This is a genomic window from Paenibacillus dakarensis, from assembly GCF_001373415.1.
Classification (GTDB): domain Bacteria; phylum Bacillota; class Bacilli; order Paenibacillales; family Paenibacillaceae; genus Paenibacillus_AQ; species Paenibacillus_AQ dakarensis.
This window is the reverse complement of sequence record NZ_CDSE01000012.1, coordinates 18,543-44,982: the sequence shown is the minus strand read 5'-3', so window position 1 is coordinate 44,982 and position 26,440 is coordinate 18,543. Positions and strand designations below refer to the sequence as shown.

Sequence of the window (26,440 nt, the reverse complement as noted above, 5' to 3'; positions counted from 1 at the left end):
TCTGATTGTTTTATATAGGTGTTAGCAACCTAATTGAAATTTTGATGTTATTAGTATAGCACCTTTATCTTTTATAGTCACTATTTATTATATAATTTGATTCCAAAAAGTAATTTCATTCAGTGGAAGTCTTACAGAAGGGAATCCGGGATTCGCAGCTTTACCGATCGCGATGAGCATAATAGTTTCGTACTGATCCGGAACGTTAAATTCCTGTTTGAATTTTTCGGCATTAAATCCACCCATCGGAACCGTGTCATAGCCTCTTGCCTTAGCGGATAACATCAGCTGCATAGAGACAAGACCGCCATCAATATCCACAATGCTCTTCTTCTTGGCATCATCTAAACGGTGATACATAGCAGAAGACGCAATAAAGCGATCTTTAATATCCTCTGTCATAAGCCCTGCTTCATAGGCTTGTGAATAGATTTCCTTTCCTTTTTCATACCACTTCATGTCACCCAGCACTGCAATGACAGCGGATGCCTGCAGCACTTGATTCTGATTATTGGCAATCGGATGAAGCTTTTCTTTTAACTCCTTTTCATCAATAACCAAAAATCTCCAGGGTTGAAGATTGCTTGATGAGGGCGCTAATGCTGCCTCTGTTAAGATCTCCTCCATCTCTTCTCTTGGAATCGTTATGGATGGGTCATAATAGCGTACCGAGCGCCGTTCTTTCACCAAATTGAAGTAGTTATTTTCTCTCTTTAGGGACATATGGAACACTCCTGTTTTTTTATGTGTAAAATTATGCACAGTTTTGATTATGATTATACTATGCTAATAATTGCACAGTATAAGCCATTCATAATTCTATTGTCAATACATTACATAATCTTCTCGACGATATTTGCAATGGTGTATGACTTCAGAACTTGCAGCGTACTTTCTTCAATCTCATCCAAAATATCTGAAAATGCATTTTTCATCTGTCCGCCGACACAGTTTTCTCTTGCGGCGTCCAACATGCTGTCTGCAATCGTTGTGTGAATTTGAAGTGCACTGTATACGTCGGCTAGAGATATTGAATCAGCGCTCTTACGTAAACGGTATCCTCCGTCTCTTCCCTCACGCGCCTCAATAATTTGTTCATGAGCCAAGGCTTTTAGAATTCTCCGCAGCAGCGTTGCATCTGTATGGAGATGAGCCGCGATGTCCCCGCTTGAGCATTTTCCGGACTGCTTCTCCAGCACAACAAGTGCTTGAAGTGCCAAACTAAACGTTTTATAAGTCGATGGGCAGGCCATTGCCGGTTTCTTGCACGATGAATTGTTCAATTTCTGTACCTCCCCTTTATCCCGGATCATTCCAATATTGTACCCTACATCATAACACTCCATCAATACTCATTGGATTGCCTGAGCAAATCGGTTTATTCATCTTGCCATCATCTTACCAATCACGCGGCTTCCCCTCTTTTAAATACGATAATACCACAAATGATTACCAGCACACCCAGCAGCTGATTGAATGTAAACGGAACCTTTTCCAGACCGAACCATCCTAAAGAGTCCCACAACAGAGCAAAGCCTAGTTGGGAGGTCATCACAACTGAAATCGCATATGTGGGGCCAAGAAGCCTTATACCATGCACCAAACAGATAACAACGCCCACGCCAATCATTCCGCTGAACCAGTACCATGGCTGCATCTGCCCAAAAATAGTAAATGTATTCTTCCCTTCAACGACTAAGCTGATAATCAATGATGCCGCAAAACCGAGGCCAAGTACTAACGCAGTAGTTGACCAAGGGCTCGCCTTTTCATTAACCTTGCTGTTGAAAATAGTTTGTAAACTTACCAGTGAACCCGCAATTATGGCTAACATCATTCCTAAAATCATGAAATGCACTCCTAGTTGATCATTTTATTTCCTTACAGTGACTGTTCATAAATATTATGTTCTGCCTTTATACTTAATCCTTCTCTGTCCTTTATCTGAATAAATCCTCTTTTACGCTCTAAAAGGCCCTCCTGACAGAACTTGCGAATGACCCTGTTTAAATGTCTATAACTGGTCCCGATGAGGTTCGCTGCATCTACCAGGCTGAGAGTACTGAACTCACCTTTGATGATTGCATCAGACTCATCATAAGAAACAGACATCAAATAACTTGCCAGACGCACTTCTACCGGATGCATAAGATTAAAGCTTAAGAAATTGGATTTCATATAGATTTTTTTTGATACAATATCCAGTAAAAATTGCAGCAAAGGCGCATGATCTTTTCCATACTTATTCAGCCAGCGGTGATGAACACCGATCATCTTGACTGGAGAAACAGCCTCAACCGTATTAATCATGTCCAAACCTTGCAAGTATTCGATATCCCCGATTACTTCAAGTGGCTTCATAAAGGATAGAATAAGTGCTTTCCCTTCCGCTGAGGTAGTAAAAATCTTCACCTTCCCTTTAACAAGAATATACATCATGCTGGAAGGTTCTCCTTGCGTACAAATAAACTCCCCTTGATTAAACGAGTATAAAGACAGATGCGGCAGAAGTTCCTCGTTAAAAATAGTTTCCAATTTGTAGTCCTTCATATAAAGCTCTAGCCGCTTACGATCTAAATCCTCATTCACGATGTTATCCGCCTCCATAACTTCTTCTATTACAGTTTAAGAATGATTACTCCTGCAATCATCATCCCGATGCCAATGAACTGTGGAAGTCTCATTTTCTTCTTTACGACACCAAACCAACCGTTGATATCAATAATAAAGGTTAGAAACAACTGGGCAATAAGCAGGGCAGCAATCGTAAATGTAACACCAATTTTCTGAATAGCGGTAACCTCGCTGAATATGATAATGGCGGCTAAGGCACCTCCGGACAAATATAGCGGTTTGACCTGTTTAAATCCCTTCCAATTTCCTTGTTTGAGAAACAACATGATTATAAATGCCATTACAAATCCAGTTAACTGGGTAATCGCAGCAGCCTGCCAAGTACCGATGTCCTGACTTATTCGGGCGTTAGCAACACCTTGAAGTGTTATGCAAGCCCCTCCTAAAAATGCGAAAATAATTCCTCTCACTGTCTTAACTCCTCATACACTATTTTGATTATTATTAAAAAACATGACCACTCGGTTAGGATAGGACATATGTCCTCATAGTCTAACGAATTTTCTTAAATATTACACTCTCCATTCATCTCCAAATATGTAAGTCATGAATCGGCAGTAACTTAATATAGTACAATAACATTAGAAGAGCAGTTGAAATTCTGTATGGGGGACCTCTCCACAGAGAACAGGGTAAGTAAATAAAAAAATACCGCACAAGAACAGAGATCACTCTCCGTTCTTGTGCGGCTTATGCCTGTCCTTACCTCTCCCCCGTCTCTATTTCGGCAATGGAGTAAATAAGAGGTTGACAGGAAGGTTACTGCCAGGGGCTGCGGTTAATAATATTTCAACTTTTTGCTCATATTCACCAGTACGGTATAAGACTGCTTGTTCATCCGGTTTGACCTGACCAGCAGAATAGATTGCTGTAATCGAGCCATTTACCATCGCGTAACCGGAGTACTTCCCGCCTCTAGGATTGAATGAAACTAATGTATTCGGTGCAACTCGATCCAGTGTGATTTTATATAATACACCGAAATTACCTGTATTGAATGCCACTTCACCGTACATAGGATCCATTCCCTGAAGGTTCGGATCATCCAGGTTATCACCCAGAGTCAGGCGCTGCGCTTCACTCCCCACTAATTCCATATAGCGGATAACACGTGTAGAATTCGGATAAGTGCCCCGGTTGTGTACACCGTCTCGATCCAGAATTGGCAGTTGATCCAGAACGGTTAGCGGATCTGATTTTTCATCAATCATAATCACATCGAACTGAAGCGGAGCATCACTGTAAACATCCGAAAAGAGTGAGATGACATCTCCTGTTTTCATTCGGGTCTTGCTAAGCTCCAGCATAACCAGCTTTCGCTCATTCGGCTTAATCGTTATTGTTGACTGCTTGGAGCCATCCTGCATGGACTGGAAGTAGTTCAAAACGGACTTTTTACCGGCAGCTGTAGCGATATAAGTTGGTCCTGCAAACCCAAGATAATCCGTTCTTAACTCCGCATCGGTATCATTCAAATTCGTTGCTACTACATACATCTTCACATTCTTCGCCAGATTGTTAACATGATGAATCATAAAGCGTATATCGCCTGCCGCGGTTTCACGATATACTATTCCCTCACTATTAACTGTTTCAGGACTATTGCTTCGAATGAGTGTACTCGCTTCATCCTGGAACATATAGCTTATTTTCGGTCTCGAAGGAACTGATCCACTATCGAAAATAAACTTCTCTCCCTCAGGAATAAAGAGCATGTTAAAATCATTTTCATTATAGAGGGTTTCATTCGTAATATTGATCATCGTCTCGAAAGTTGAAGTGAGTCCTTTATTATCGGTAACCGTAAGCTTGATCGTCTTGGGCCCTGGGGTAAAGAAGGCGTATGCTTTATTCTCCCATTGATGGTTCATGATTGTGTCATCGTCATAGCTTTCATCGGTAATCGTTATAAGCTCACCCATTTTATATTCGGCCTTGTCTGTTGTAAAGGAAGCAACCGGCGGCTCGTTAGGCTTGGTCACCGTTATTGTCTGCGTATATGGATCACTCCAGTTACCGGCTGCATCCTGTACGGAATAACTGACTATGTAATCACCCGGTGTGTCAAAAATATCTTGTTTACCTTCCCAGCGTTCATCTACAATTGGAAGGTTCAGAGGGGATTCCGTTTCCGTCTTATATGTAACGAACGTTTCACCTGCCAATACCTCTTTCTGTTCGATCGTAAACTTAGCCACCGGCTTGGTTTCCAAGCTCATGATAACCCGCTTGCCCACGTTATCTGCTTTATAGGGAATATTCAGAGCTTGTGTAATGGCTGTTAAAGGAACCATGAAGGTGTTCTTTGTCTGATATGAAGTGCCTTTCATTGCCTTCTTCACACCATTTACCGTGTAGCTGTTGCTGTCTGTTTTGAACCGAAGCTCATTTTTTCCTTTTATAATAACCGTCTCTTTGGTTTTCTTATCATAGGTAACTTTAAAACCGACACGATCTACCAGCGCTCGAATAGGTACATAGGAAACGCCCTTCTTTACCTGCATGGGCTGGGGAGAATTGTAGACCTTGCCTCCGTGTTCCATCTTAGTACTATTAAAATAAAGAATGAGTTCATTCAGATTTACCGGCTTCTCAGGTTCTGCTTCACCCTCGTTTGACGGAATCTCTGTCACTGGTGGAACGGTTGGCACATCTTGCGTACCCTCAGTTTCCATAGAATCCGTTTCTTCTGGCTCCTGGATTACGTCGGTTGATGGAGGGATTTTCTGATTTAAATTAACTTCTCCTGCTGAAGGAGCCGTATTCCGCGCCTCTTGAGCAACTTTACCTTGCTGTAACCCCTTGTTAGCCGCTTCTGCTGAGGCAGGTATCCCTGCTGCCACTTGAGATAATGCCAGCACTGTTACAATCGATAACTTCTTCAGTTTCATTCGTAGACTCCTTCTAACTCTAGTTTAAATTTTCCAATTCGTCATAGTATTAAACGCTAAACATTGGAAATAGTTTCTCTATTTGATATATAAATATCAGATCATGTCTAACTTTCGATTTTTTCATAACAATAACTAGCCCCTAGTACTTAGTCTTAGATTAGATAAATTCATACTTTAAAACCTGTTTTCAGCAGTAGGAATGCCATATAATGTCAGTATTATGTAACGAGAGGGGAATATAGCATGAATACAAATGATGTTGTAAACAACCTTTTCACCAAGGAGTTCACAGCTAACCCTTACCCTGTTTATGAAAACTTGCGAAAGAATAATCCCGTGCTTAAGCTAAGGTTCCCTGATGGCAGCATCGGCTGGCTAGTCAGCAGTTATGAGGATGCTGTCGCAGTTTTAAAGGAGCCTCGGTTTATCAAGGATATAACCAAGATATATGGTGAAGAGCACACGAGTGTGTTTACAAGAAATATGTTATTCTCTGACCCACCGGATCATAAACGGCTCCGTGGCCTTATGCAAAAGAGCTTTACCCCTCAATTCATAGCTGGAATGAGGGATCATGTCCAGAGCATCGCCGATGATCTTCTTGATGCGGTGTCGCCACAGGATAGCATGAATCTTATTGATGACTACGCTTTCCTCCTTCCGATTATAGTCATTAGTGAGATGCTCGGCGTTCCTCTGGAAGACCGTGATAAATTCAGAACCTGGTCCAATTCCATCATCGGGGCATCCAATCAAAATCCAAATAATGATGAAACGGTTGTACAGCATATGAATGAATTCGTTCAATATCTTGGTGATTGGTTCGCAAAAGTCCGTGAAAAACCAGGCAATGACTTGATCAGTCAGCTGCTTATTTCAGAAGACCAGGGTGACCGTCTGTCAGAACAGGAATTATACGGCGTTGTCACTCTGATGATCATCGCCGGTCATGAAACGACTGTAAATTTAATCGGTAATGGCGTATTGTCCCTGCTTGAACAGCCAGAACAGCGCAAATTACTACAAGAACAGCCTGAACTCATCCATGGAGCTATTGAGGAAATGCTGCGTTATAACGGACCTGTTGAGTTCAGTACCTCACGCTGGGCAAGTGAAAATTTCGAATTTAAAGGCCGTCAGATTAATCGGGGTGAAATGGTTATTGTTTCCCTCAACTCAGCCAACCGTGACCCGAATCAGTTTGACGATCCTGAGATATTTAATATTGAACGTGAAAAAAGCCAGCATCTTGCCTTTGGCAAAGGAATTCATTTATGCTTGGGAGCCCCTCTCGCCCGACTTGAAGGTGAAATTGCCATAAACACTTTATTAAGGCGTTTTCCAGATTTCCAGTTACGAGATGATGTTCAAGAACTTGAATGGAGACCCGGGATGTTAGTACGCGGTGTTAGGGAGCTCCCTCTTTCGCTCCGTAAACAGAACGGCTAACTCTAAGTATGAACAGGCTAAAACGAATAAAAGCCGCACTCTGCAAAGGAGTGCGGCTTTTATTATGTTCTATTTTTTCTATGCCTAGCGGCATTCATTTGTCACTTACTCGTCAGAATCTACATTATGAAATACCTGCTGTACATCTTCCAGATCTTCGAGAGCATCGATCAGTTTATCAAACTGTGCCGCAGCATCCTCAGGAAGCTCAACATAATTTTGTGGAAGCATCGTTAATTCAGCAACGGTAAAGTCTGTAATACCCGCATTTCTGAAAGCTTCCTGAACCTCGTGGAATTGATCAGGCTCTGCATATACAATAACGGAATCATCTTCTTCCATAATGTCCCGCACTTCAACGTCAGCTTCCATTAGCAATTCAAATACTTCATCCAGCGTTTTGCCTTGAACACCAATAACGGCAGTTGAATCAAACATATATGCAACCGATCCGCTTACACCCATATTACCGCCATTTTTGTTAAAGGCAGATCGTACATCAGAAGCCGTACGGTTTACGTTATTCGTCAGCGTATCTACAATCACCATAGCACCGTTCGGTCCAAAGCCCTCATATCGGAGTTCAGTATATGTTTCTTCCGCGCTGCCCTTGGCTTTATCTAACGCACGGTCAATAATCGCTTTTGGTACATTATACGTTTTAGCCCGTTCAAGAACCACCTTCAAGGCCCGGTTGGACTCGGGATCAGGTTCGCCTTTTTTGGCGGCTACATAAATTTCGACTCCAAACTTAGCATAAATACGACTTGTATTTGCATCCTTTGAAGCTTTCTTTTCTTTAATATTATTCCATTTACGACCCATGATGTTCCCGCTTTCTTTATAAATTTTACTTTCCTATTATAGCATCTTCTTCTGCATTGAAAAAACTGCATTCACAGAAGCTTATACCCTTTTCTGAATTTATATTATAAACAACATTTGAGGTTCCAACAACGAGATAAGATCACAAAGAACAAATGAGCAAGTACGATATTATTGATATAGATAGTCCCTAAAGGTATGATAAATATACAATTTAGGATTGAGAGGCATGAATGACCATGATAAAAAACGAAAAGATTAAGGCACGCGAGGTCGAGCTCACAGGGATCAACGGAGAAGACCTTGGAATTATGCCTACAGCACAAGCGCTCGAGATGGCCAGAAAATTAAAGGTCGACCTTGTATGTACTTCTCTATACAGCAGCCCTCCTCCCTGTCGTCTGATTGCATCCAGTGCGATTAAAGAAGAACGTCAGCAAGCGCAAAAGAAAGAGCGTCCTGCAAAACTGAAGGAGATTCGGCTCACTCCAAATATTGAAGATCATGATTATGAGACGAAGAAGAATCAGGCAGAAAAGCTGCTCCGTTCCGGCCATTCGGTATCGCTGGTAGTACGAATTCAAGGCAAAGAAGGAACAAAAGCAAAAGCGGTTCTGGAAGATTTATTAAAAGATCTACAAGAGGTTGGAGTTAAGAAAACGGGTATTCAAGTAAGCGGCAAACAGGCAATGGTTGAACTTGAAGCTCGGTGATCAACTAAAGCCACTTTCTATGAAGGAGAAGACCAATTGTATTTAAAGCTCGAAGACCACAATAGTAATCAAGACATCATTGTAATGGATGCCCATGAATTGTATGGGGAGAAGGGAAATTTCCGGATTATGCATTTTTCCAATGAGGCGATTCAAGGGGCTCAAGATTTAAATGATCCTTCCCGCATCGTTTTTGAATATCCGCGGGCGATCATTCACCTGATGGAGTGGAATGACCCTTCTCTTGAGGATATATTTATCATCGGACACGGGATTGGAACCATACCCTCCTATTTCTCGGATAAGCGCTGTACGGTAGCGGAAATAAGCAGTACGATTGCCGAGATTAGTCGTCAGTATTTTGGATATGACCAGAATAATGTCTTGATTGGAGATGGACGGAAAATACTTGAGGCTGAACAGGATGACAACCTTGATTACATTATTGTTGATGCATTTAATGAGAATGGAACACCCCATCATCTTGTTACACGGGAGTTTTTTCAAATGGCTTATGAAAGGCTTGATTCGGAGGGATTTATTATTCTGAATCTTTTCGGAAGAAGCAACCACGACTCATTGCTGAATGCCATTCATACGACGATTAATGATGTGTTTCCCTATGTGAGTTCTTTTGCACTCGCTGCAGATGCTTCCATAGATACACGAAATATATTAATGATAGGCGGAAAGAAGCAGGTCAAGTACCAAGCAAATCACTTATTTGGCTTCACAGAAATGGAATGCGGGGAAGGCTTTATCATGTGGGACGATCCATCGGTCTAATAACGCTCTCACCCTTCATGCACAACAAGAAAAACATCGCCCAAGAGCGATGTTTTTTCTATTCAAGCTTTTATTAGCTTCCTTCCACATGGCTCGGGTCCATATACATTACTTCCCAAAGATGGCCATCAATATCTTCAAAACTCCAACTATACATAAAGCCATGATCTACAGGATCATTGGTTGCGCGGCCCCCTGCAGATAAGGCCAGATTTACGATCTCATCCACCTGCTCTCTGCTGTCAGCGGATAAAGCGATAATCACTTCAGAGTTATCCGAAGTATTCGGGATATCTTTATTCGTGAAGCTCTTGAAGAAGTCCTCAACTAACAGCATGACAAAAATATGATCGCTGATTACCATGCAGGTTGCGTTCTCGTCCGTAAACTGAGGATTGAACTCAAATCCTATTTTCGTAAAAAATCCGACCGTTTTGTCTAAATCCTTAACGGGTAAATTCACAAATATTTTGTCCGCTTTCAAAGCCATAATCCAATCACCTCATCATTAGTTTGTGGACCCATTGAATAAAGCATCTTTCTGACTTGAATATATCATTTATCTTTAAGGCTCATTTCTTCTCGATTGCTATTTAAGAATATTTAGATGAGATTCGATTCAGGAAATTTTCCATAAGTAAAGGAAGTGAAATCAATATGGGTGGATCTGCTAATCGCGGGGGGTACAGCATAACCTGTTGAAATGGAACGGCATACTCCGTTTTGACGATAATTGGATCCCTAGATCGGGTCCGTAAGGTTCTTTCAGGAAATAATAATTCCTTGGATTGCATACTCCATGAGATCGAAGTGGCCATCAAATAATACGTGCCCGGTTTAACATTAGCGAACGAAAAATATCCTAATGAGGATAAAAGCGTTCCGTATAACGGTTGTCCTTCAGGGATTGGCTTAGGAAATAATCCGATAAGAATTACTCCTTCAAAATGCTCTGCGGCTTGGACCTCACCCTCAATCCTTCCAGAAGGGTCTGCATTCAGATTTTCCGGTATCCATTCCGATAAATGATACAGCTCGGAGAAATAACGTGAAGCATGGGGCGGTGAGTTTCTGAATTGAGCGGGTGACATACCAACACGTTCTGTAAATCTTGTTGTGAATGTTCCCAGACTCTGTTGTCCTACTTCAAGCGCGATATCTCGAACAGTTAGATTGCTATGCAGCAGTAACTCCTTCGCTTTCTGAAGACGCAGAGAAGATATATAATACTGCGGAGGAAGTCCGATCCTTTCCTTAAATAAACGTAAAAAGTGATAAGGACTATACCCGGCATACCGTGCCAGATCAGATAACGGAAGCGGATCAAAAATATGCTTATGAATGTATGTAATGACTTCATCCATTTCAGAAAACACATCAGGCACCATAATCACACCTTATCAAATTAGATATGTACATCCACCTCTAGAATAATGCGTTTTGCCATTAATATTACCATAAACACCCATCACATTATATCCATTTTCAAGAATCTGCCAATCAACGAACAAAAAGCTCTGTTCGCATGTTTGCGACAGAGCTTTTACCTTACTTACTGGAAGCCTCAAGATTTGAAGCGATAGGTCCAAAACGTTTCTCTTGCAAAACGTTTATTTATTTCTTCAGGACTCAGCTGTTTACCTCCTAGTAATTCAGAGGCTTGAAACTGGGAGCGATGTGCTTTAATGGAATTCAGCTTAGCCTCGATATAATCAGTCACATCATTTGCCACATCCGGTTTCCCGATCGCTTGTTCACAATTTCTGGCGAAGGCAATGCAGTGAACGATAGGACGCTTTTGTTCCGGCATTTTCTGAATCGTCCGAATTACAGCAGCTCCGGTAGCATCATGGTCAGGATGCACACTGTATCCTGGATAAAAAGTATACACAATTGAAGGCTTAATTTCTGTTAACAGCTTGTCTATAACTCCATCCAGCACTTCCGGATCTTCAAATTCAACCGTTTTATCATGAAATCCGAGCATTCTTAAATCTTGGATTCCGATTGCCCGGCAGGACTCCTCCAGCTCCCGCTTTCGTATAGATGGCAGTGTTATCCGTGTAGCAAATGGGGGTATGCCCATATTGCGCCCCATTTCTCCCAGCGTTAAGCATGCATACGTTATACGATTTCCTTCGTGAACATGCTTTGCCAAAGTTCCTGAAAGACCGAAAGCCTCATCATCCGGATGGGGCAGTACAACAAGTATATTTTGATTCATTCGTTTCTCATCTCCTGTTCTTTAGAAGGGTTCCCTGCTTAACTGCAAAGCAACAACCAGCTTGCCTTGACGATCATGACCTGCCATGATCAGTCGTTCGGTCTCGCTTTGCTCAAAATGAGTCAGTCCTTCGGCGTAAACCCAGCCATGCTCCATCTTTAATCCAACCCGGAATGTTTCATGACCGGAAATGGATCCGTGAGAGTAACGGATTTTTGCATTGGTAATAAAATTAGCAGCCGGATGCTTAGTAATATCGTGATGGGAGGCATATGCTCCCGTTGTAAGCTCAAGATGTATATAAAGATCTTGATTTTTCAGCTTATCGATCATGCTCTGAACTTCTGTAGGTTGAATGAGCTCCATAATTCCCTCCATGTTTATCACTAAATTTACATATTGATTAATAATGACCAATATGAATATTCTAGCATACTTGCAAATAAAGAAAAAATAATACTTCTTTTTCTTTGCTCTGTTGAATCACCTGTATATCTACGCAAAAAAGGCGGGAAATATGATGATTGCTCCACATTTCTCGCCTTTAATATTGACTTGTTTTTGTTTAAATCAATCTTGACCAATGACGATGCTCTGAAATAGCGTCTATGAAGTTTAGATTAAACATCCGAAGATCATCATTCGCCAAGGAAACGACAATCCCTGGTCCTTCAACTGCCGGCAGAAGCTCAGTACCTTCGCCAATCGCTGCAATTGGTTTAAAATGTTGATACGCTTCTTTTATAAAGTCCGGCACCTTAGGCTCCATAAGCAGTTCATCTACACTCTGCCGTCCCCCCGAAACAAGCACTGCATCAAATAGTACAGAGTCTGCTCCCAAGACCGAGTGCTGCACCTCAAGCCGGCTTACGCCATCACTTGTTACAACTCCGAGTTTTGGGCTCACAATTTCAGGAACGATTCCCGCACCCGTTAAGGCTTGCAGGACATTTGAAAGTGCCTTATCCGGATAACCATTGCCCACAAGAACCGCAACTTTTCGAGTCAGCGGAGACTTAATCGTATTTAACATACTAAGAGCTGGTGAGGACTGTGTAGATGCAGCGCTTTTCACTTCAGGCGTTATCGTACCAATTCCTTCTGAAATTCGAGCGGCAAGTTCTCCGTCAACGTTCGCGAACATATCCACAACATTTTGACGGATCACCTTGCTCTGAACCTTGCCCAGTTCAAACTGGAATGCAGATACGATATGCTCTTTCTCTACTTCAGACATACTGTTCCAGAATAAAGAAGCCTGACTATAGTGATCCTTGAAGCTGTCGCTGCGTTTCTGGATTTTACGTCCCTCTACCTTTTCAGCATAATGCTCATATCCGCCCTGATCAGCTGAAAGCGGGCTTGGAGAATTGCTCGCTATACCATTTTTATGATAGCTTGTTTGGCCTGGATTTATCGTCATACGGTGCATGCCATCCCGCTGGTTGTTATGAACAGGGACGATCGGACGGTTAATCGGGATCTCATGGAAATTCGGACCGCCTAAACGTGACAGCTGTGTATCTGTATAGGAGAACAAGCGCCCTTGAAGCAGCGGATCGTTAGTAAAATCAATACCCGGAACGACATGTCCCGGATGAAAAGCAATCTGCTCTGTTTCTGCAAAGAAGTTATCCGTATTTCGGTTTAAAGTCATCTTTCCAACAATCTTTATAGGGATAATCTCTTCAGGCCAAAGCTTTGTCGGATCAAGAATGTCAAAATCAAAATTGAATTCCTCTTCTTCCTTTATTATTTGGAGGCCAAGCTCGTATTCTGGATAGTTTCCCGTCTCTATAGCATTCCATAGATCCCGGCGATTGAAGTCAGGGTCTTTACCTGCCAGCTTTTGTGTTTCATCCCATACCAGTGAATGCGTACCGAGAACAGGCTTCCAATGGAATTTCACAAAGTGTGCCACGCCCTGATCATTAACGAACCGGAACGTATGTACACCAAATCCCTCCATCATACGGAAACTGCGCGGCAGCGACCGGTCAGACATAGCCCACATGACCATATGCGCGCTTTCGGTGTTATTCGATACAAAATCCCAGAACGTATCGTGTGCAGACTGTGCCTGTGGAATTTCATTATGAGGCTCAGGTTTCACGGCATGTATAAAGTCAGGAAATTTCATAGCATCTTGGATAAAGAAGACCGGCATATTGTTACCCACGAGGTCATAGTTGCCTTCTTCTGTATAAAATTTTGTAGCAAAGCCCCTTACATCCCGCACTGTATCAGCTGAACCTCTGGAACCAGCTACAGTTGAAAAACGGACAAACACGGGTGTTTTAACGGCAGGATCTTGTAAAAACTTCGCTTTTGTATAATCTTTCAGGGATTCGTAGACTTGAAAATAACCATGAGCGCCAAACCCTCTTGCATGTACAATGCGTTCGGGAATACGTTCATGGTCGAAATGAGTCATCTTCTCCCTGAAATGAAAATCTTCCATTAATGTTGGTCCCCGGTCTCCTGCTTTCAGGGAATGTTCATCCTCGGAAATAGGCAATCCTTGATTCGTAGTCATATGTTTCCCGTCATTACGAACCCTAAATTCCTCCAGCTGCTGATCTTTGGTCGATCTGTTCTCGTTGTTCGAATTATCGTGCTTGTTCATGTACCTTCAGCCTCCAGTTCGATAGTAGGATGAGCATCTGACGATATCATATTGAACCATGTAGGAGCTCATCAGCTCGCTGAATTATTACCCTTTCATCCCCTTTAAGAATCGGACTTTACATATTCTTCATGGAGGACGCAAAGATTGGGTGGTTCCAAAGGATCTAAGAACTTGAGGCTTAGGAGACGCTGCGGATACGAATCCTCCCTTCCATTGCTGTTGTGCTTCAATTTCCTGAATTCTCGCATGATCGCCAAGGCGTTTTGAGTGTATTTCATGTTCTTGTAGAAATCACATATTGGAGAAGGCGGCGATAAACAAAAACAAAGACATGATAGTGCCGGGATAACCTCCCTCGCACTGCCATGTCTTTATTTTTAACTAGGCTTCTTCCCAGCGGTCCTTGAAAAATCTAAAATACACTCTCGTTACTACAATTTTGATTACCATGTACACCGGGATGACAACAAGGATCCCGACAATCCCAAATAAATCACCGCCTGCAAACACCAGGATAATCGTCGTTAACGGGTGTATATCCAGCTGCTTCCCGAAAATATAAGGAGCCACCAGATTATCTTGAATTTGCTGAGCAACAAGTATGACGACAAGCGACCATATTGCTACGGAAGGAGATTCCACCAATCCAATGATTACAATGGGAATCGAAGATAAAATGGCCCCCACAAAAGGAATGAAGTTCATAATGACCGCAATTACGGTCAGAAGTAATGCGTATGGCAGTCCAATGATCGTAAATCCGATATACATCAAGACACCGAGCGCAAGATTCACCAACACTTTGCCTACAATAAAGTTACTCAAGGCCTTGTCGATATCCTTCATCGTCTCCGTTCCCTCTTCACGGAACCGCTTCGGCATAAAGCTGACAATCTTCTGGCCGAATTTCCCGCCCTCTTTTAACATATAGTAGAGGAAAATCGGGAAGGTGAAGAGAATGATTGCAAAGTTAGAGAAGAAGGAGAATAGGCTCGTAATATAGTTGGAAAGGAAAACAAACCCTTTATTTAAATACTCCGTAATTTGAGTGAGCGTGTTCTTATCCTCTGGAAATAAATTAGCGAGAAACGGATATTCTTCCAGCTTCGCAAGCTGATTTGCAAGTGCGTTGAACAAATGCGGAGCATTTCGCTCTAATGCCTCCACCTGCGTGCTTAATGACGGCCAGACGCCAAGAATAAATCCCGTCAAAATCATAGTAATAACGACATACAAAAGTAAAATCGCCAAGGATCTGTTCAGTTTTCGTTTCTCCAAATAATTTACAATGGGTCTTAGTAAATAATAAAGGAAGCCCGACAACAAGACGGGTACAATAATAAGCAAGCTAAACAAGGCAAGAATCGGTTTGAATATAAAATCAACTAATGAGCTCAAGTAAATAATGACTAATACTAAGATGACACCAATACACACTTTGTAAAACTTATTCATGCTAATCTTCATGGCCCCCACAACAATTTTTTTATCTGGATTTCTATGTATTTACGTATTATATCAGAACAAGACGCTCATCCAAAATGGAGACATTTGCCCCTACTTCTATCATTACATTAAAACAGAAAAAGATACGATTACCTCGTATCTTTTTCTGTATTTTTATATTGACGGCATAACATTTCCGCCGCATACAGGGATATATGCCCCTGTAGTGAAAGATGCCAAATCCGATGCCAAAAATGCAACCATATTGGCTATCTCCTGATCGGTTCCCCTGCGCTTAAGGGGTACAGAAGATTCATAAGCCTCGCTTTGCTCTGTTCCATTCTCACGATCGCGATCACTGACCGTCCAGCCCGGTGCAACTTGATTCACTGTTATGCCATGTTCTCCGATCTCTTTGGCCAGCACCCGGTAGACACCATCCATCCCTCGTTTACCGGCAACATATGCAGATTGTGAAGGAAAGTTCTGCATAGAGCATTCTGTATTAATACCAATGATCCGACCTTCCTTACGTTCAATCATTGCAGGGGCAAATGCCTTCGCAAGATATACACTCTGCATGACGCATGAGTTAAACTGGCTTTCATAATCTGACGGGGACTGCTCGAGAACTGAAGTCCATATGTACTGTTCTACTGCGTTGGCAACAATGATGTGTGGAAGCTCTCCGTAATACGCGAGTACTTCATCCTTCATCTGCAGTACAGAGGAAAAATTCGTTACATCTGCTTGAACTATAAGCGCATCTCTTCCAATTTCCTGTATCTCCTTCTTCAACTCTTCAGCTTTTTCACGGCTGCTGCGGTAATGAATAACTACCTTTGCTCCGCATTCTGCAAGTGTACGAACCATCACCCTGCCGAGTTGACCTCCTGCACCGGTTACTAATGCGATTTTACCTGATAAATCGATATTCATTCACTAGATCTCCTTTCATCTCTATATTCATTTAACCTTAATACAATCCCATCTCATGTATTTAGTCAATCATTTTCTTCAGCAAAAAACCGCCTTCCTTATGAAAGGCGGTCCTGCTATAACTATTTAACCGATACGGTTATCGTAACCGTCTTGGAATCTACTTTTGCTTTAATTCTGGCTGTTCCTTTAGCTATGGCCTCAATTTTGCCGTCGGTTACTTTGGCAACGGCCCCGTTGCTGCTTGTCCAGACGGCACCACTTGTTATCTTATTTGTTTTGCCTGTATCATAAGCTGCAGTTAAGATTATAGTCTTCGTCCCGCCAGGTGATAAACTCAGCTTTTTCTCACTTGCTGTCAGCTTGGTCAATTTAGGCACAACGTTCACTTTGACACTGACCTCAATATCCTGGTAAGATCCGCTAATTGTTGCTTGCCCTTCCCCAACAGCCTTGACCGAAGATTTTGTTACGGCTGCAACGGAATCGTCGGAGGATGTCCAATTCATTTTCGTGGATAGGGATACGGTTTTCCCGTTAGCATAATAACCTGTCGCTTTCATCGATTTTGTCCTTTTGAGATTTAACTCAACGGCTTCAGAATCGACAACAATTTTGACGATCTCCGGCTCCACATACACCGGTATTTTAATGGATTGGTTTAAATAGGTGCCTTTCAATACAGTAGAGCCTTTTATAAGTCCTTTGATCCGCCCGTCTTTAACTACTGCAGCCGTACCGCTCAATGACCATTCAACTGCATCTGACACATCCTCTTCTTCACCGTTCTCCAAAACAGCCGTCACCTCAGGCAGCTCTGCAGTTTTGCCTGTAATTATCTGATAATTTTCGATGGTTGGCAGAAGAATCAGTACCTTTTCATTAACAGTAACCGTTACTTCGGCAACCTCTTTACTGCCGATTCTTCCGATCAGAGTCGCCGTGCCTTCTGCCTTCCCTCTGATCCTGCCATCGTCTACTGTAACGATTGCATCTTCATTTGTTGTCCATTTTACGGCCTTAGTAAAATCTTGTTTCTCCTGGTCTAGAAGTGTACCTGTTACTTTGGGTACAGGTATAGACTCGCCTTTAAGGATACTGAGTTCAGTTCCGTCAACTGTGAACTCTGTAACCGTTGGAAGAACAGTTACCTTGAATTCTTTTGAGATCCCGCGATAAGTCACTTTAATTGTTGAGATTCCTGTTGCTTTTGCTGAGATTTTCCCGTTATCAGCAGTTACAGCAAGCGGATTGGAGGAAGTCCAGGTTCCTGCAACCGGAATCGTCTCCGTAGCCGCATTTCGGACACTCGTCATAATCGTCGTTTGCTCATTCAGGAACATCAATGGGTTATTAATAAATTCCTTCTGATCCAAAAGCAAAGCCTCATACGGATTACGTACATAAACGTCTATCGAAGCGGTGGTACCCAGGTAAGCAGCCGTTATCTTCGCTTTACCCAGTGCAACGGGCTCCAGCTTGCCATCAACGATCCTCGCTACCGAATTGTCGGAAGATTTGAACTCAGCTTTATCTGTCACCTCTATCCTTGTATCAGACTTAGAAGTTCCCGCGTAAACCTTAAGCTCCACTGACTTATCTTCAACAAGCAGCTCCTGATCCTCATCTGGTTCAATAACAAGCTTCTCGTAAGGCGATATGACTTTCACCTTATAGGATGCGCTAAGGCCTTTATATACAGCAGTAATTGTTGCGCTCCCTCTGCCTATCAATTTCAATTTCCCTTTATCTACAGTAATGACCCCTTCATCCGAAGAGGACCACTTGGCTTCCGAACTAACATCGTTCTTCTGGTCCGCTAAAGCTTTGACTGACAGGCCTTCCGTTCCGAGCTTGTACTCCACCAGAGCCGGCTGATCAATCTTGAATTCTTCAGCAGCATATTTTGATATCACTTTAACTACAGCGATCGATCCTTTGTACTTTGCTGTAATGGTTGCTGTTCCTTTATCGAGCGGAGTCAGAAGGCCGCCATCCACCTTCACTATTTTGCTGCTGGAAGAGGTCCAGCTCGCTTCGTTCGTTACATCCTTCTTCTCACTTGATCCTTCAATTGCTGCCAGAACGCGAAGCTGTCTGGTCGTTTCGGTAACCGTAAGATGGATCTCTTTCTCATCCGTGTCAAAAGCAATGGATGTTAAATCACCATTAGCAGCAAACACACTGCTTGGAAACACCATTACCAGCATCAACACCATAATTAGAGATAACTTGGTTGTTCTCCTGTTAACGATCATTCATTTCTCTCCTTTGTTCCTCTGATCCTCAAATATTTTCCAGCACTCTAATGTTTATCGACATTTAACTCAGAAATTGTTACCTTTTATCGACAATTACTACATTTCCACTTAAGGGATACCGATAAAGCCTCTATACACGTTGTTACGTGACATATTTGAACAAAGGGGACTCTTTCACAAATGAAAAGATACATTGCATTAGTTTTACTGGCATTACTCGCTTTTGCCACACCACTTTACGCTGCAAGTCAGCCAAAAATGCTGGCTTATATGGATCAGAGCAACCAGTCTTTCATTCCTGTCGGCGTTCTGAAAGGCTATGAGGGAATCAAAGTCCAGTATTCTTCAGCACAAAAGAAAATTGATATCATCAAAAATGAGAACAAGTTAACTTTCTATCTTGGCACAAAAACAGCCTATGTCAATGATAAAAAGATGACTATTAAAGCAGCACCCTTTCAAGAATCAGGCATTACATATATCCCTCTTCAATTTGTCAGCCAGCATTTGAAACTGAAGATCGAGTGGGATAAAAATACCTCTTCTCTACTCTTATCCGAAGGAGACGTTTCTGTTCAACTGCCTGTTCTTTCTGGAAGGTCAATATCATCAGCAAGCGCAAAGCCTATTGTATCCTCCCGTAAAACTTTTAAAGTAGGCTCCCGCTCATTCAATACTCAAATCGTCACCATCTCTCTGCTTCATCCTAAGATTGAACTGGATGTTGCAATTGCCGGAAACCAGATCGGCAAGGTTGAAGATTTACGCAGCATAGCCAAGCGTAACAATGCAGTAGCAGCAATCAATGGTACCTTCTTCGCTGCTTATACAACAGGCTCCTATAAAGGTCCTTTCGGCTATATCGTTGGTAAAGGAAAGCTTCTGAAGGACAGCCCTGGAGACAGACGTACCGTATTCACATTCGATTCTAATAACCTCGCCCAATTGGTACGCGGTTTAGACTTCAAACCACATTTCCAGCAAGGAAAATCAACAGGCGCTGTACAGGCTGGTCCGCGATTGGTCGTTAACGGCAAGGTGTCACTCGACTTGAAGAATGAAGGCTTTAAGGATCCAAAAATTCTCACCGGTGGCGGAGCACGCAGCGCACTTGGAATTACGAAGGATCATAAACTCATTCTGTTAACTACAGGCGGGGCAACCATTCCTCAGCTTGCTGAAATCATGAAGCAGGCAGGTTCTTACCAGGCCATGAATCTGGACGGTGGTGCTTCCAGCGGATTGTATTACAACGGTTCATACTTAACGACTCCGGGCCGTCAGATCAGCAATGCGATCATTGTGAAGTACAGCAAATAGCTGGCTCCTCCGTTCGTGTCCTTAATGAAATCATCAAGAAAAACACACTACGCTGTGCTTACAAAGAAGGACTGCCGGTAAAAGTACCGGCAGTCCTTCTTATTCATGCAGATTTCGTTAGCTCTAAATATCGCCTACCTGGTTTACCTTTTTAACCGAGAAATAAACACTGATTACGCCCAAAATGCTCAGTATTGCGTATATAGTATCTGTACTGATGTTTATATGAAGCATGCCCGTGTAATTAGGGAACTGCATGAGGAAAACAGCACAGATCACGGCTGGGATGACTGCACGCTTCCAAATCCCGAACACGAACAGAGGAATCAGGCTGATAAGCGCAACCACAGCGGAATATATGACTGTCTTAACTGTATATATCATCAAGTCCTCTATTGTTGGCTGCCCGTGAATCATATCAAATACTTGATCGAACACATATGTCGTGATCCCGGACAGAATAAAGGAGATGACCGTGCACACATAAACGGAAAGAAAGATAAACAACGCTTTCGCCATGACAAGCCTTTGCCGGCTGATCGGGTATCCGAAGGAAAGCGACATCGTTTTATTCTTATATTCCTCGATAAATACATGATTAATCAGGGAAGCTCCGAACATAATAAATCCCATTTGGATCGACAGCATCAACGGCATGGTTTCCGAATAGCTTTGCCCAAAACCATTAATTGCGAAATCGGCAAATACAACTTTCAAGAAAAATACCGGCAGAAACATAAGAATCACCAAATAAACGATCACTTCGCCGAGCACTTTCATTTGCTCCAGCTTTTTCCACTCGAGCTCCATCAGCTTCTTCATTGTGGAACGCCTCCTTGAATCTGATGATAAAAATAATCCTCCAGTGTGCTCTTATGCTTCTGTATTTCCTCAATCTCAATATTATGGGAGATCAGCATCTTTGAAATTTCACCAATCGATGCGTTCGCATCATATATTCGGATTTTCTTGTCCTGCAGCATTTTAAAATTGCTAAGATGGAGTTCATGTTCTAGCAAATAGGCTGTTCTTGACACATTCGAGGTTGCAAGCTCGATATAATCGGCTTGCTGCTTCCGAATATCCGAGAGTGCTACTTCGTTCACCAGCTCTCCATGTTGAATCACACCGATTCTATCCGCTACTTGCTCAATCTCCCCTAATATATGACTCGACAAGAGAAAGGTAATACCGTACTCGTTGTTTAGCATCCGGATTAATTCTCTCATATCTTTAATTCCGATAGGATCCAGACCATTCGTAGGCTCATCCAGTACGATCAGCTCCGGCTTCGTAATCATGGCCCGGACAATCCCAAGTCGCTGCTTCATGCCGAGCGAGAAATCCTTCACCTTTTTATCTTCGATTCCTTTTAAATTCACCATATCAAGCGCTTGAGAAATTGCCTGGCTATCATAATAGCCCAGATATTCACAGTGAATCCGCAAATTCTCCATTGCCGTTAAGTGCTCGAAGAAGATCGGGTATTCAATAATGCTGCCAACGCGCTTCAAGCCGTCCTTTGAGGTTTCTGAAAGCTTCTTGCCAAACAGCATGATCTCTCCAGAAGTAGGAATAATGAGTCCGGTGAGCATTTTCATGATCGTAGTTTTCCCTGCACCATTTGGCCCCAGCAATCCGTAAATTTCTCCTTTTTTCACCGTCAGATTAACATTTGCTGTGATGGTTTTTCCTTGTATGGTTTTCGTGAGTTCATGAGTACGAATAACATCGTTCATATGAGAGACCCTCCCGTCTACAAATCGTTCATTTGGATTACGTCAATCATATATTATAAAATCGTTGTTTTTTCTTTCTCATTCCTTACATGTTTATTAAGTTCGTAAAAAAGAGGAGTTCAGACAGACCCCCCCCTCCGAAAGTGCTAGTATGTCATTTGTTTAAATGTACATGTGAACGTTGTTCTTTCAAACGGTATGCTCTTCAGCCGTATCGATCCCTTCATCGACTCCGTTAAACGTTTTGAAATACTGAGACCTAGCCCGCTGCCCTGAAATTGCGGATTTCGGGCATCATCTAAAGTGTATAGTCGCTCAAACACACGATCCTGATGTACTTCAGCAATTCCTTTTCCGCGATCCCAGATTTCAACAGCGACATTGTCCCCTTCTTGCCTGAGCGTTAATCCAAATACACCCCCATCGCTTCCGTACCGGATTGAATTCGATATTAAATTACTGAATATTCGGTGCAAAGCATACTCATTGCCGAGAATATAGAGCGGCTGCTCCGGAATATCTAGCTCAACCCGAATGCCTTGCGATGACAGCAGATCATAAAATTCCAGCACGCTTTGGCGGCAGATTTCATTAAGGGAAACTTTGCTGAGCGGCATGTCATAGTCTTCCGATTCAATTTTCACCAGGTCAAAGAACTGATTCAGCAAAGCGACCAAGCTGTTCACCTTATCGTTCAGGCGCATAATGACCTGTTTTCTCTCTTCCTCGGTCATCGGTTGTTCCTGGTTCAGCTTTTCCGCATAACCAAGAATGACAGTCAGTGGAGTCTTCAAATCATGAGACATATTGGATATCATCTTCCTCAAGCTGTCCTTGGCTCTGATGTAATCTGCGATCACTTTTTGGTTGTGACCCAGAAGACGATTAATTTGGACGAGCAGCAGCTGAACAGCTTGATGATCTGTCTGCAGAAGCACCTTCTCAGCGGTTTGCTGTTCGATGATATCGCTAATCTTATTCGTTATTTCATAAACATTCTGCTTCCATCTTCTAATTGAAAAGTACTGCCAAAGATTGATCAACAGCAGTACAGCAATAATTGCGCATAGTAAAAAAATCATCGGCTAATCACCCAATTTATATCCGATTCCCCAGATGGTGCGAATGTACTGGGGGTTTGACGGATCTTCTTCGATTTTTTCCCTGAGTCTCCGGATATGTACATTAATGACATTTTCATTACCGAAATAATCATCTTCCCAGATCAATTGATAAATTTGCTCCTTCGTGAACACCCGGGTCTGATGAGTTAAAAACAGCTTCAAAATATGAAATTCCTTGGAAGTTAGCTGTACGCTCTGTCCCTTCACTTCAGCTGTAAAGGTATGTAAGTCAAGGATAACATCCTTAAAAGATAACCGGTGATGGGATGGCTGGTTTTCAACGCGGATATACTGAGTGGCCCTGCGGATAGCAGCCTGTACACGGGCTGTTAATTCCATCATGGAGAAGGGCTTGCTTATATAATCATCCGCTCCAAAGCCTAGGCCGAGCGCCTTGTCGAGGTCGCTGCCCTTAGCCGAAATAATTAAGACGGGAACAATGCTTTTTCCCCTGATCTGCTTGAGGAGATCCATGCCGTTGACTTTGGGAAGCATTAAATCGAGCAGGATCAAATCAAATTCTTCCGTGTTAATGAAAGCTGCCGCTTCCTCACCGTCCAGTGCGACCATAACTTGATAATTCTCCATCTTCAAATGACTTTCAATTAACTGACTTATCTCCCTGTCGTCCTCTACGAGCAGTATACGGTTTGACATTGTGCGATCCCTCCAAAAAAAACCGCGATTTCCGCGGTTTTTTTATATGAAATGATATGCTAATTCTTAAAAGCATTCCGGAAATCGTTCATAACCCTTCGCTGTCTCTCGATATAGTTCCAGACCCAGAAGATTAGCAGCAGCGATGCGGCCAGATAAACGATTGGAATCACAATATCAAGCTCCGTCAACAGAAAAGCAAACACGAGCAGCAGACCGTTGAAAAGATGGTTGATGGCTGTATGTGCATTACTTGGAATGATATCTGCCGCATTTTTGTCATAATTCTGCCAGGCGTAACGGACAGCCTGCAGAGCAAACGGTATCGATAAAAAGCCAAAATATAAAGTATATGGAGCGAATCCAAGGATCGGTAGTATTCCGATAATTATATAACCGGCCATAAAGCAAGAGATCAGAATATTTCTTGCCGCTCTTTTACCGACACGTACCACAAGTGTATTTTTACCTGTCTTCGCGTCAGATTCGGCGTCTGGAAATTGATTGATGAGCAGCACATTGGAAATAAACAGAGCAACCGGTAATGAGATAAGGAATGCCTGAAGTGAATATGAACCCGTCTGTACAAAATATGCCCCCATGGTCATAAACACACCGTACGTTGTTGCAATTAATACCTCTGCAATGCCTGGGGCCATATTAATAAAGGAGAACTTCCCCTTCTCGCTCGTATAGAACACCCCTGCCAGAATCCCGTACAGTATTAAAGGAATCAAACTCCAGCCGCTGACAAATACAAGGTAAATACCGATGAGGGTCGCGATCACAGTTAGAAGCAATCCGAAAAATCCCATATCTGCCCGGGAGATTAAACCTAGCTGAATCATCCTCGAGCCCCCTGTAAACGGCCGCATACCGGTACTATTTTCACCATCCCGCTCCGCGTCCTTCCAGTCATTGATCATATTCGTTCCCGCCTGGATCATAATAGCGCCGATCAAGGTAAGAAGAAACAATCCAATGTTCAACTGGTGAATACTAGCCAAGGCAAGAGCTCCGCCAAGAAGAATCGGAACGAATGTTGCGGTTAGCGATAATGGGCGAACAGCCTCTTTCCATGCCCGTGCTTTTGCACGTACATCATCCCACACACTGAATGATTGACGATTCTCACTAAATTCGTACACCGTCGGTGGTTCTCCTTGCAGAATTTCAGGAACATAACGATACTTTACGATGAATGGGCGGATTCGGATAAATTCCAGTTTATCCAGTGCGCCGATCTCTGTAAATTGTGCAACAATCGGAGATCTTGTCTTCAACAATTGAGCCGCCATATCCCGGTCGGTATGATCTTTCAGGACTTCTGCCCTGCCGATCATCTCACACTCTTCCATTTGCAGGAATTCTTCTCCTTGATGGATAAGAAGAGCTGTCTCCGGGATGTTACTCCACTGGATGACCTTCGGATCACCTTTCATACTGGATACATAAATATTAAACTGCTTGTCTACCGCAAAATGCATCATGCGCTGCCGGGGTGAACCCATATTGGAGGTACCAATGGCTGCAACTTCTGCGCGTAACAAGAAAGCTATAACTTCTTCTTTGCTGCGGATACCCATTATTACTGACCCCTTTTCCTAAATACAATTAAACTATTTAAATTGTAGTAGTAAAAATTGAAAAAATCCATGGGTTTTTAAGACAAAAGGGTTGTTCAGTGATATTTTCTCTTTCTTTCAACTGGGATTATAGATTCAAGCTCCGCATTCCACCCTGCAGGTTCACAAGATTCTGCCGCTCCAATTCAAGCAGCCTCGTTTTCATCTCTAATCCTCCGCGATATCCTGTAAGCGAACCATTCTTTCCAATAACCCGGTGACACGGAACTGTAATCAATAATGGATTAGCTCCGATTGCTGCCCCTACCGCTCGAACGGAAGCAGGTTTTTGAATGTGATGGGCAATGTCAGAATAAGACCACGTCGTTCCATATGGAATCTCGGATAACGCTTGCCAGACCGTCTGTTGAAAGGGGGTTCCCTTGATATCTACAGGCTGACTTAATGTCTGGCGCATTCCTGCTAGATACTCCTGCAGTTCTTCCACATAGGGCAGCAGCTTTTCGTCATCCTGAATCATCGTTAGCCCCGGCCTGAACCGATTTATCCACTGCTTCATTTCATCGATAGCTGCATTGTTGGACCCGATATAACACAGTCCCTGCCCTGTCGCAGCTATATACATGTTCCAGTTATCCCTCTTAAAAAGAGTCCAGTAGATTACAGATGGCTCTTTATTCAAAAATGTATGCATGGTTCTTCTCCTCTCCAGATTGTTGATATGCCTGACGGTACTCTTTTGGAGTATATCCAGTCTTCTTCCTGAACAAAGTTATAAAGTAAGGCACATTAACTATACCGACTTGTGAAGCACATTATCAAATTTATCGACAATCACGTTACCCTTTAACGTATAGGTGTATTGATAACTGGAGGGAATCTGCGTTTTCGTGTTCGGGTAGGTGATAATTGCTTCAAAATTAGTAGCTCCACCTGCTTTGCGTATAGCGTCTTCCATATATGCTTGATCACCATGTCGGTTGAGCGTACTATCTTGTGGGGTGATATTACATATTGAAGTGGCTTTTCCTTTGAAAAAAGTTAGATCTTCTAGTAAAGAGGTTACTCCGCTCGGTTATATATTTGTTATATTTTCGGCCTGAAAGGTAGAGATTACTGGTTAAGATAAACATGTCCAATAATGAATTTGGAGCTGTCATTAACGATCAACAAGAAAAAGGGAATGGATGTTAGAGTGAAACCATGCATTTCAG

The 26,440-nt window shown here is 42.6% G+C and carries 26 protein-coding genes and 1 pseudogene; 4 read left to right on the top strand and 23 right to left on the bottom strand.

All coding sequences use genetic code 11. The features are described 5' to 3' along the window. Nucleotides 1-87 precede the first annotated feature (87 nt). The 6 genes from BN1234_RS03665 to BN1234_RS03640 form a co-directional block, all read right to left on the bottom strand. Nucleotides 88-723 (bottom strand): nitroreductase family protein, encoded by a 636-nt coding sequence (locus BN1234_RS03665; protein ID WP_054955307.1) that lies wholly within the window; start codon nucleotides 721-723, stop codon nucleotides 88-90. A gap of 110 nt (nucleotides 724-833) precedes the next feature. Beyond that, nucleotides 834-1,283 (bottom strand): RrF2 family transcriptional regulator, encoded by a 450-nt coding sequence (locus BN1234_RS03660; RefSeq protein WP_245640084.1) that lies wholly within the window; start codon nucleotides 1,281-1,283, stop codon nucleotides 834-836. Nucleotides 1,284-1,405: 122 nt separating this feature from the next. After that, on the bottom strand, nucleotides 1,406-1,849 hold the full coding sequence (locus tag BN1234_RS03655; protein WP_054955306.1) for a DMT family transporter: 444 nt from the start codon (nucleotides 1,847-1,849) through the stop codon (nucleotides 1,406-1,408). 32 nt (nucleotides 1,850-1,881) lie between these two features. Next, nucleotides 1,882-2,589, bottom strand: coding sequence for a Crp/Fnr family transcriptional regulator (locus BN1234_RS03650; RefSeq protein WP_054955321.1), 708 nt, complete (start codon nucleotides 2,587-2,589; stop codon nucleotides 1,882-1,884). 29 nt (nucleotides 2,590-2,618) lie between these two features. Beyond that, entirely contained in the window at nucleotides 2,619-3,044 is a 426-nt protein-coding gene (locus tag BN1234_RS03645; RefSeq protein WP_054955305.1) for a DMT family transporter, read from the bottom strand. A 309-nt stretch (nucleotides 3,045-3,353) separates the two neighbouring features. After that, a complete protein-coding gene (locus BN1234_RS03640) occupies nucleotides 3,354-5,525 on the bottom strand; it encodes a stalk domain-containing protein (RefSeq protein WP_054955304.1) in 2,172 nt (723 codons plus the stop codon). A 246-nt stretch (nucleotides 5,526-5,771) separates the two neighbouring features. Here BN1234_RS03640 and BN1234_RS03635 point away from each other — a divergent pair, with 246 nt between their 5' ends. Then, the gene (locus BN1234_RS03635; protein WP_054955303.1) at nucleotides 5,772-6,977 is read left to right on the top strand and encodes a cytochrome P450 family protein; all 1,206 of its coding nucleotides are present in this window, start codon (nucleotides 5,772-5,774) and stop codon (nucleotides 6,975-6,977) included. Between the two features lie 105 nt (nucleotides 6,978-7,082). On the opposite strand, the gene BN1234_RS03630 is transcribed toward BN1234_RS03635, so the two are convergent. Next, the gene (locus tag BN1234_RS03630) at nucleotides 7,083-7,802 is read right to left on the bottom strand and encodes a YebC/PmpR family DNA-binding transcriptional regulator (RefSeq protein ID WP_054955302.1); all 720 of its coding nucleotides are present in this window, start codon (nucleotides 7,800-7,802) and stop codon (nucleotides 7,083-7,085) included. A 239-nt stretch (nucleotides 7,803-8,041) separates the two neighbouring features. Here BN1234_RS03630 and infC point away from each other — a divergent pair, with 239 nt between their 5' ends. Together infC and BN1234_RS03620 are read left to right on the top strand one after the other, a co-directional pair. Beyond that, nucleotides 8,042-8,515, top strand: a complete 474-nt coding sequence (gene infC, locus BN1234_RS03625) for a translation initiation factor IF-3 (protein ID WP_054955320.1) — start codon at nucleotides 8,042-8,044, stop codon at nucleotides 8,513-8,515. A gap of 36 nt (nucleotides 8,516-8,551) precedes the next feature. After that, on the top strand, nucleotides 8,552-9,301 hold the full coding sequence (locus BN1234_RS03620; RefSeq protein WP_306455046.1) for a spermidine synthase: 750 nt from the start codon (nucleotides 8,552-8,554) through the stop codon (nucleotides 9,299-9,301). Nucleotides 9,302-9,374: 73 nt separating this feature from the next. Here BN1234_RS03620 and BN1234_RS03615 read toward each other — a convergent pair whose 3' ends face one another. The 8 genes from BN1234_RS03615 to BN1234_RS03580 all read right to left on the bottom strand — a co-directional run bounded on the left by BN1234_RS03615 (nucleotide 9,375) and on the right by BN1234_RS03580 (nucleotide 18,797). Then, nucleotides 9,375-9,791: a VOC family protein gene (locus BN1234_RS03615; protein WP_054955301.1), complete on the bottom strand. Its 417-nt coding sequence runs from the start codon at nucleotides 9,789-9,791 to the stop codon at nucleotides 9,375-9,377. A 103-nt stretch (nucleotides 9,792-9,894) separates the two neighbouring features. Next, nucleotides 9,895-10,689: a helix-turn-helix transcriptional regulator gene (locus tag BN1234_RS03610; protein ID WP_370733783.1), complete on the bottom strand. Its 795-nt coding sequence runs from the start codon at nucleotides 10,687-10,689 to the stop codon at nucleotides 9,895-9,897. Between the two features lie 176 nt (nucleotides 10,690-10,865). After that, nucleotides 10,866-11,525: a bacillithiol biosynthesis deacetylase BshB2 gene (gene bshB2 / locus BN1234_RS03605; protein ID WP_054955300.1), complete on the bottom strand. Its 660-nt coding sequence runs from the start codon at nucleotides 11,523-11,525 to the stop codon at nucleotides 10,866-10,868. Nucleotides 11,526-11,546: 21 nt separating this feature from the next. Then, nucleotides 11,547-11,891 carry a YojF family protein gene (locus tag BN1234_RS03600; protein WP_054955299.1) on the bottom strand — a complete coding sequence of 115 codons (345 nt, stop codon included), beginning with the start codon at nucleotides 11,889-11,891 and terminating at the stop codon, nucleotides 11,547-11,549. 199 nt (nucleotides 11,892-12,090) lie between these two features. After that, entirely contained in the window at nucleotides 12,091-14,151 is a 2,061-nt protein-coding gene (locus BN1234_RS03595; protein WP_054955298.1) for a catalase, read from the bottom strand. 384 nt (nucleotides 14,152-14,535) lie between these two features. Then, nucleotides 14,536-15,609 carry an AI-2E family transporter gene (locus BN1234_RS03590; protein ID WP_245640083.1) on the bottom strand — a complete coding sequence of 358 codons (1,074 nt, stop codon included), beginning with the start codon at nucleotides 15,607-15,609 and terminating at the stop codon, nucleotides 14,536-14,538. Nucleotides 15,610-15,774: 165 nt separating this feature from the next. Continuing rightward, nucleotides 15,775-16,539 carry an SDR family NAD(P)-dependent oxidoreductase gene (locus BN1234_RS03585; protein WP_054955296.1) on the bottom strand — a complete coding sequence of 255 codons (765 nt, stop codon included), beginning with the start codon at nucleotides 16,537-16,539 and terminating at the stop codon, nucleotides 15,775-15,777. Between the two features lie 122 nt (nucleotides 16,540-16,661). After that, nucleotides 16,662-18,797: an Ig-like domain-containing protein gene (locus BN1234_RS03580; RefSeq protein WP_054955295.1), complete on the bottom strand. Its 2,136-nt coding sequence runs from the start codon at nucleotides 18,795-18,797 to the stop codon at nucleotides 16,662-16,664. A 183-nt stretch (nucleotides 18,798-18,980) separates the two neighbouring features. Between BN1234_RS03580 and BN1234_RS03575 the strand changes: the two genes are divergently transcribed. Continuing rightward, nucleotides 18,981-20,120 (top strand): phosphodiester glycosidase family protein, encoded by a 1,140-nt coding sequence (locus BN1234_RS03575; protein ID WP_054955294.1) that lies wholly within the window; start codon nucleotides 18,981-18,983, stop codon nucleotides 20,118-20,120. Nucleotides 20,121-20,243: 123 nt separating this feature from the next. Here BN1234_RS03575 and BN1234_RS03570 read toward each other — a convergent pair whose 3' ends face one another. The 8 genes and pseudogenes from BN1234_RS03570 to BN1234_RS21710 form a co-directional block, all read right to left on the bottom strand. Then, complete coding sequence (locus BN1234_RS03570) at nucleotides 20,244-20,942, bottom strand: ABC transporter permease (protein WP_054955293.1); 699 nt, start codon at nucleotides 20,940-20,942, stop codon at nucleotides 20,244-20,246. Continuing rightward, nucleotides 20,939-21,859, bottom strand: a complete 921-nt coding sequence (locus tag BN1234_RS03565) for an ABC transporter ATP-binding protein (RefSeq protein ID WP_054955292.1) — start codon at nucleotides 21,857-21,859, stop codon at nucleotides 20,939-20,941. Before BN1234_RS03565 ends, BN1234_RS03570 begins: the two co-directional genes overlap by 4 nt. A gap of 146 nt (nucleotides 21,860-22,005) precedes the next feature. Continuing rightward, nucleotides 22,006-22,941, bottom strand: coding sequence for a sensor histidine kinase (locus tag BN1234_RS03560; RefSeq protein WP_054955291.1), 936 nt, complete (start codon nucleotides 22,939-22,941; stop codon nucleotides 22,006-22,008). 3 nt (nucleotides 22,942-22,944) lie between these two features. Further along, entirely contained in the window at nucleotides 22,945-23,640 is a 696-nt protein-coding gene (locus BN1234_RS03555) for a response regulator transcription factor (RefSeq protein ID WP_054955290.1), read from the bottom strand. 59 nt (nucleotides 23,641-23,699) lie between these two features. Beyond that, nucleotides 23,700-25,226 carry a prenyltransferase gene (locus tag BN1234_RS03550; protein ID WP_054955289.1) on the bottom strand — a complete coding sequence of 509 codons (1,527 nt, stop codon included), beginning with the start codon at nucleotides 25,224-25,226 and terminating at the stop codon, nucleotides 23,700-23,702. A gap of 127 nt (nucleotides 25,227-25,353) precedes the next feature. Then, entirely contained in the window at nucleotides 25,354-25,920 is a 567-nt protein-coding gene (locus tag BN1234_RS03545; protein WP_054955288.1) for a methylated-DNA--[protein]-cysteine S-methyltransferase, read from the bottom strand. Beyond that, nucleotides 25,901-26,014, bottom strand: a complete 114-nt coding sequence (locus BN1234_RS21715) for a hypothetical protein (protein WP_245640082.1) — start codon at nucleotides 26,012-26,014, stop codon at nucleotides 25,901-25,903. Before BN1234_RS21715 ends, BN1234_RS03545 begins: the two co-directional genes overlap by 20 nt. Nucleotides 26,015-26,037: 23 nt before the next feature. Beyond that, nucleotides 26,038-26,238 (bottom strand): annotated as a pseudogene (locus tag BN1234_RS21710) (DNA/RNA non-specific endonuclease); the annotation flags it as partial. Between the last annotated feature and the right edge of the window lie 202 nt (nucleotides 26,239-26,440).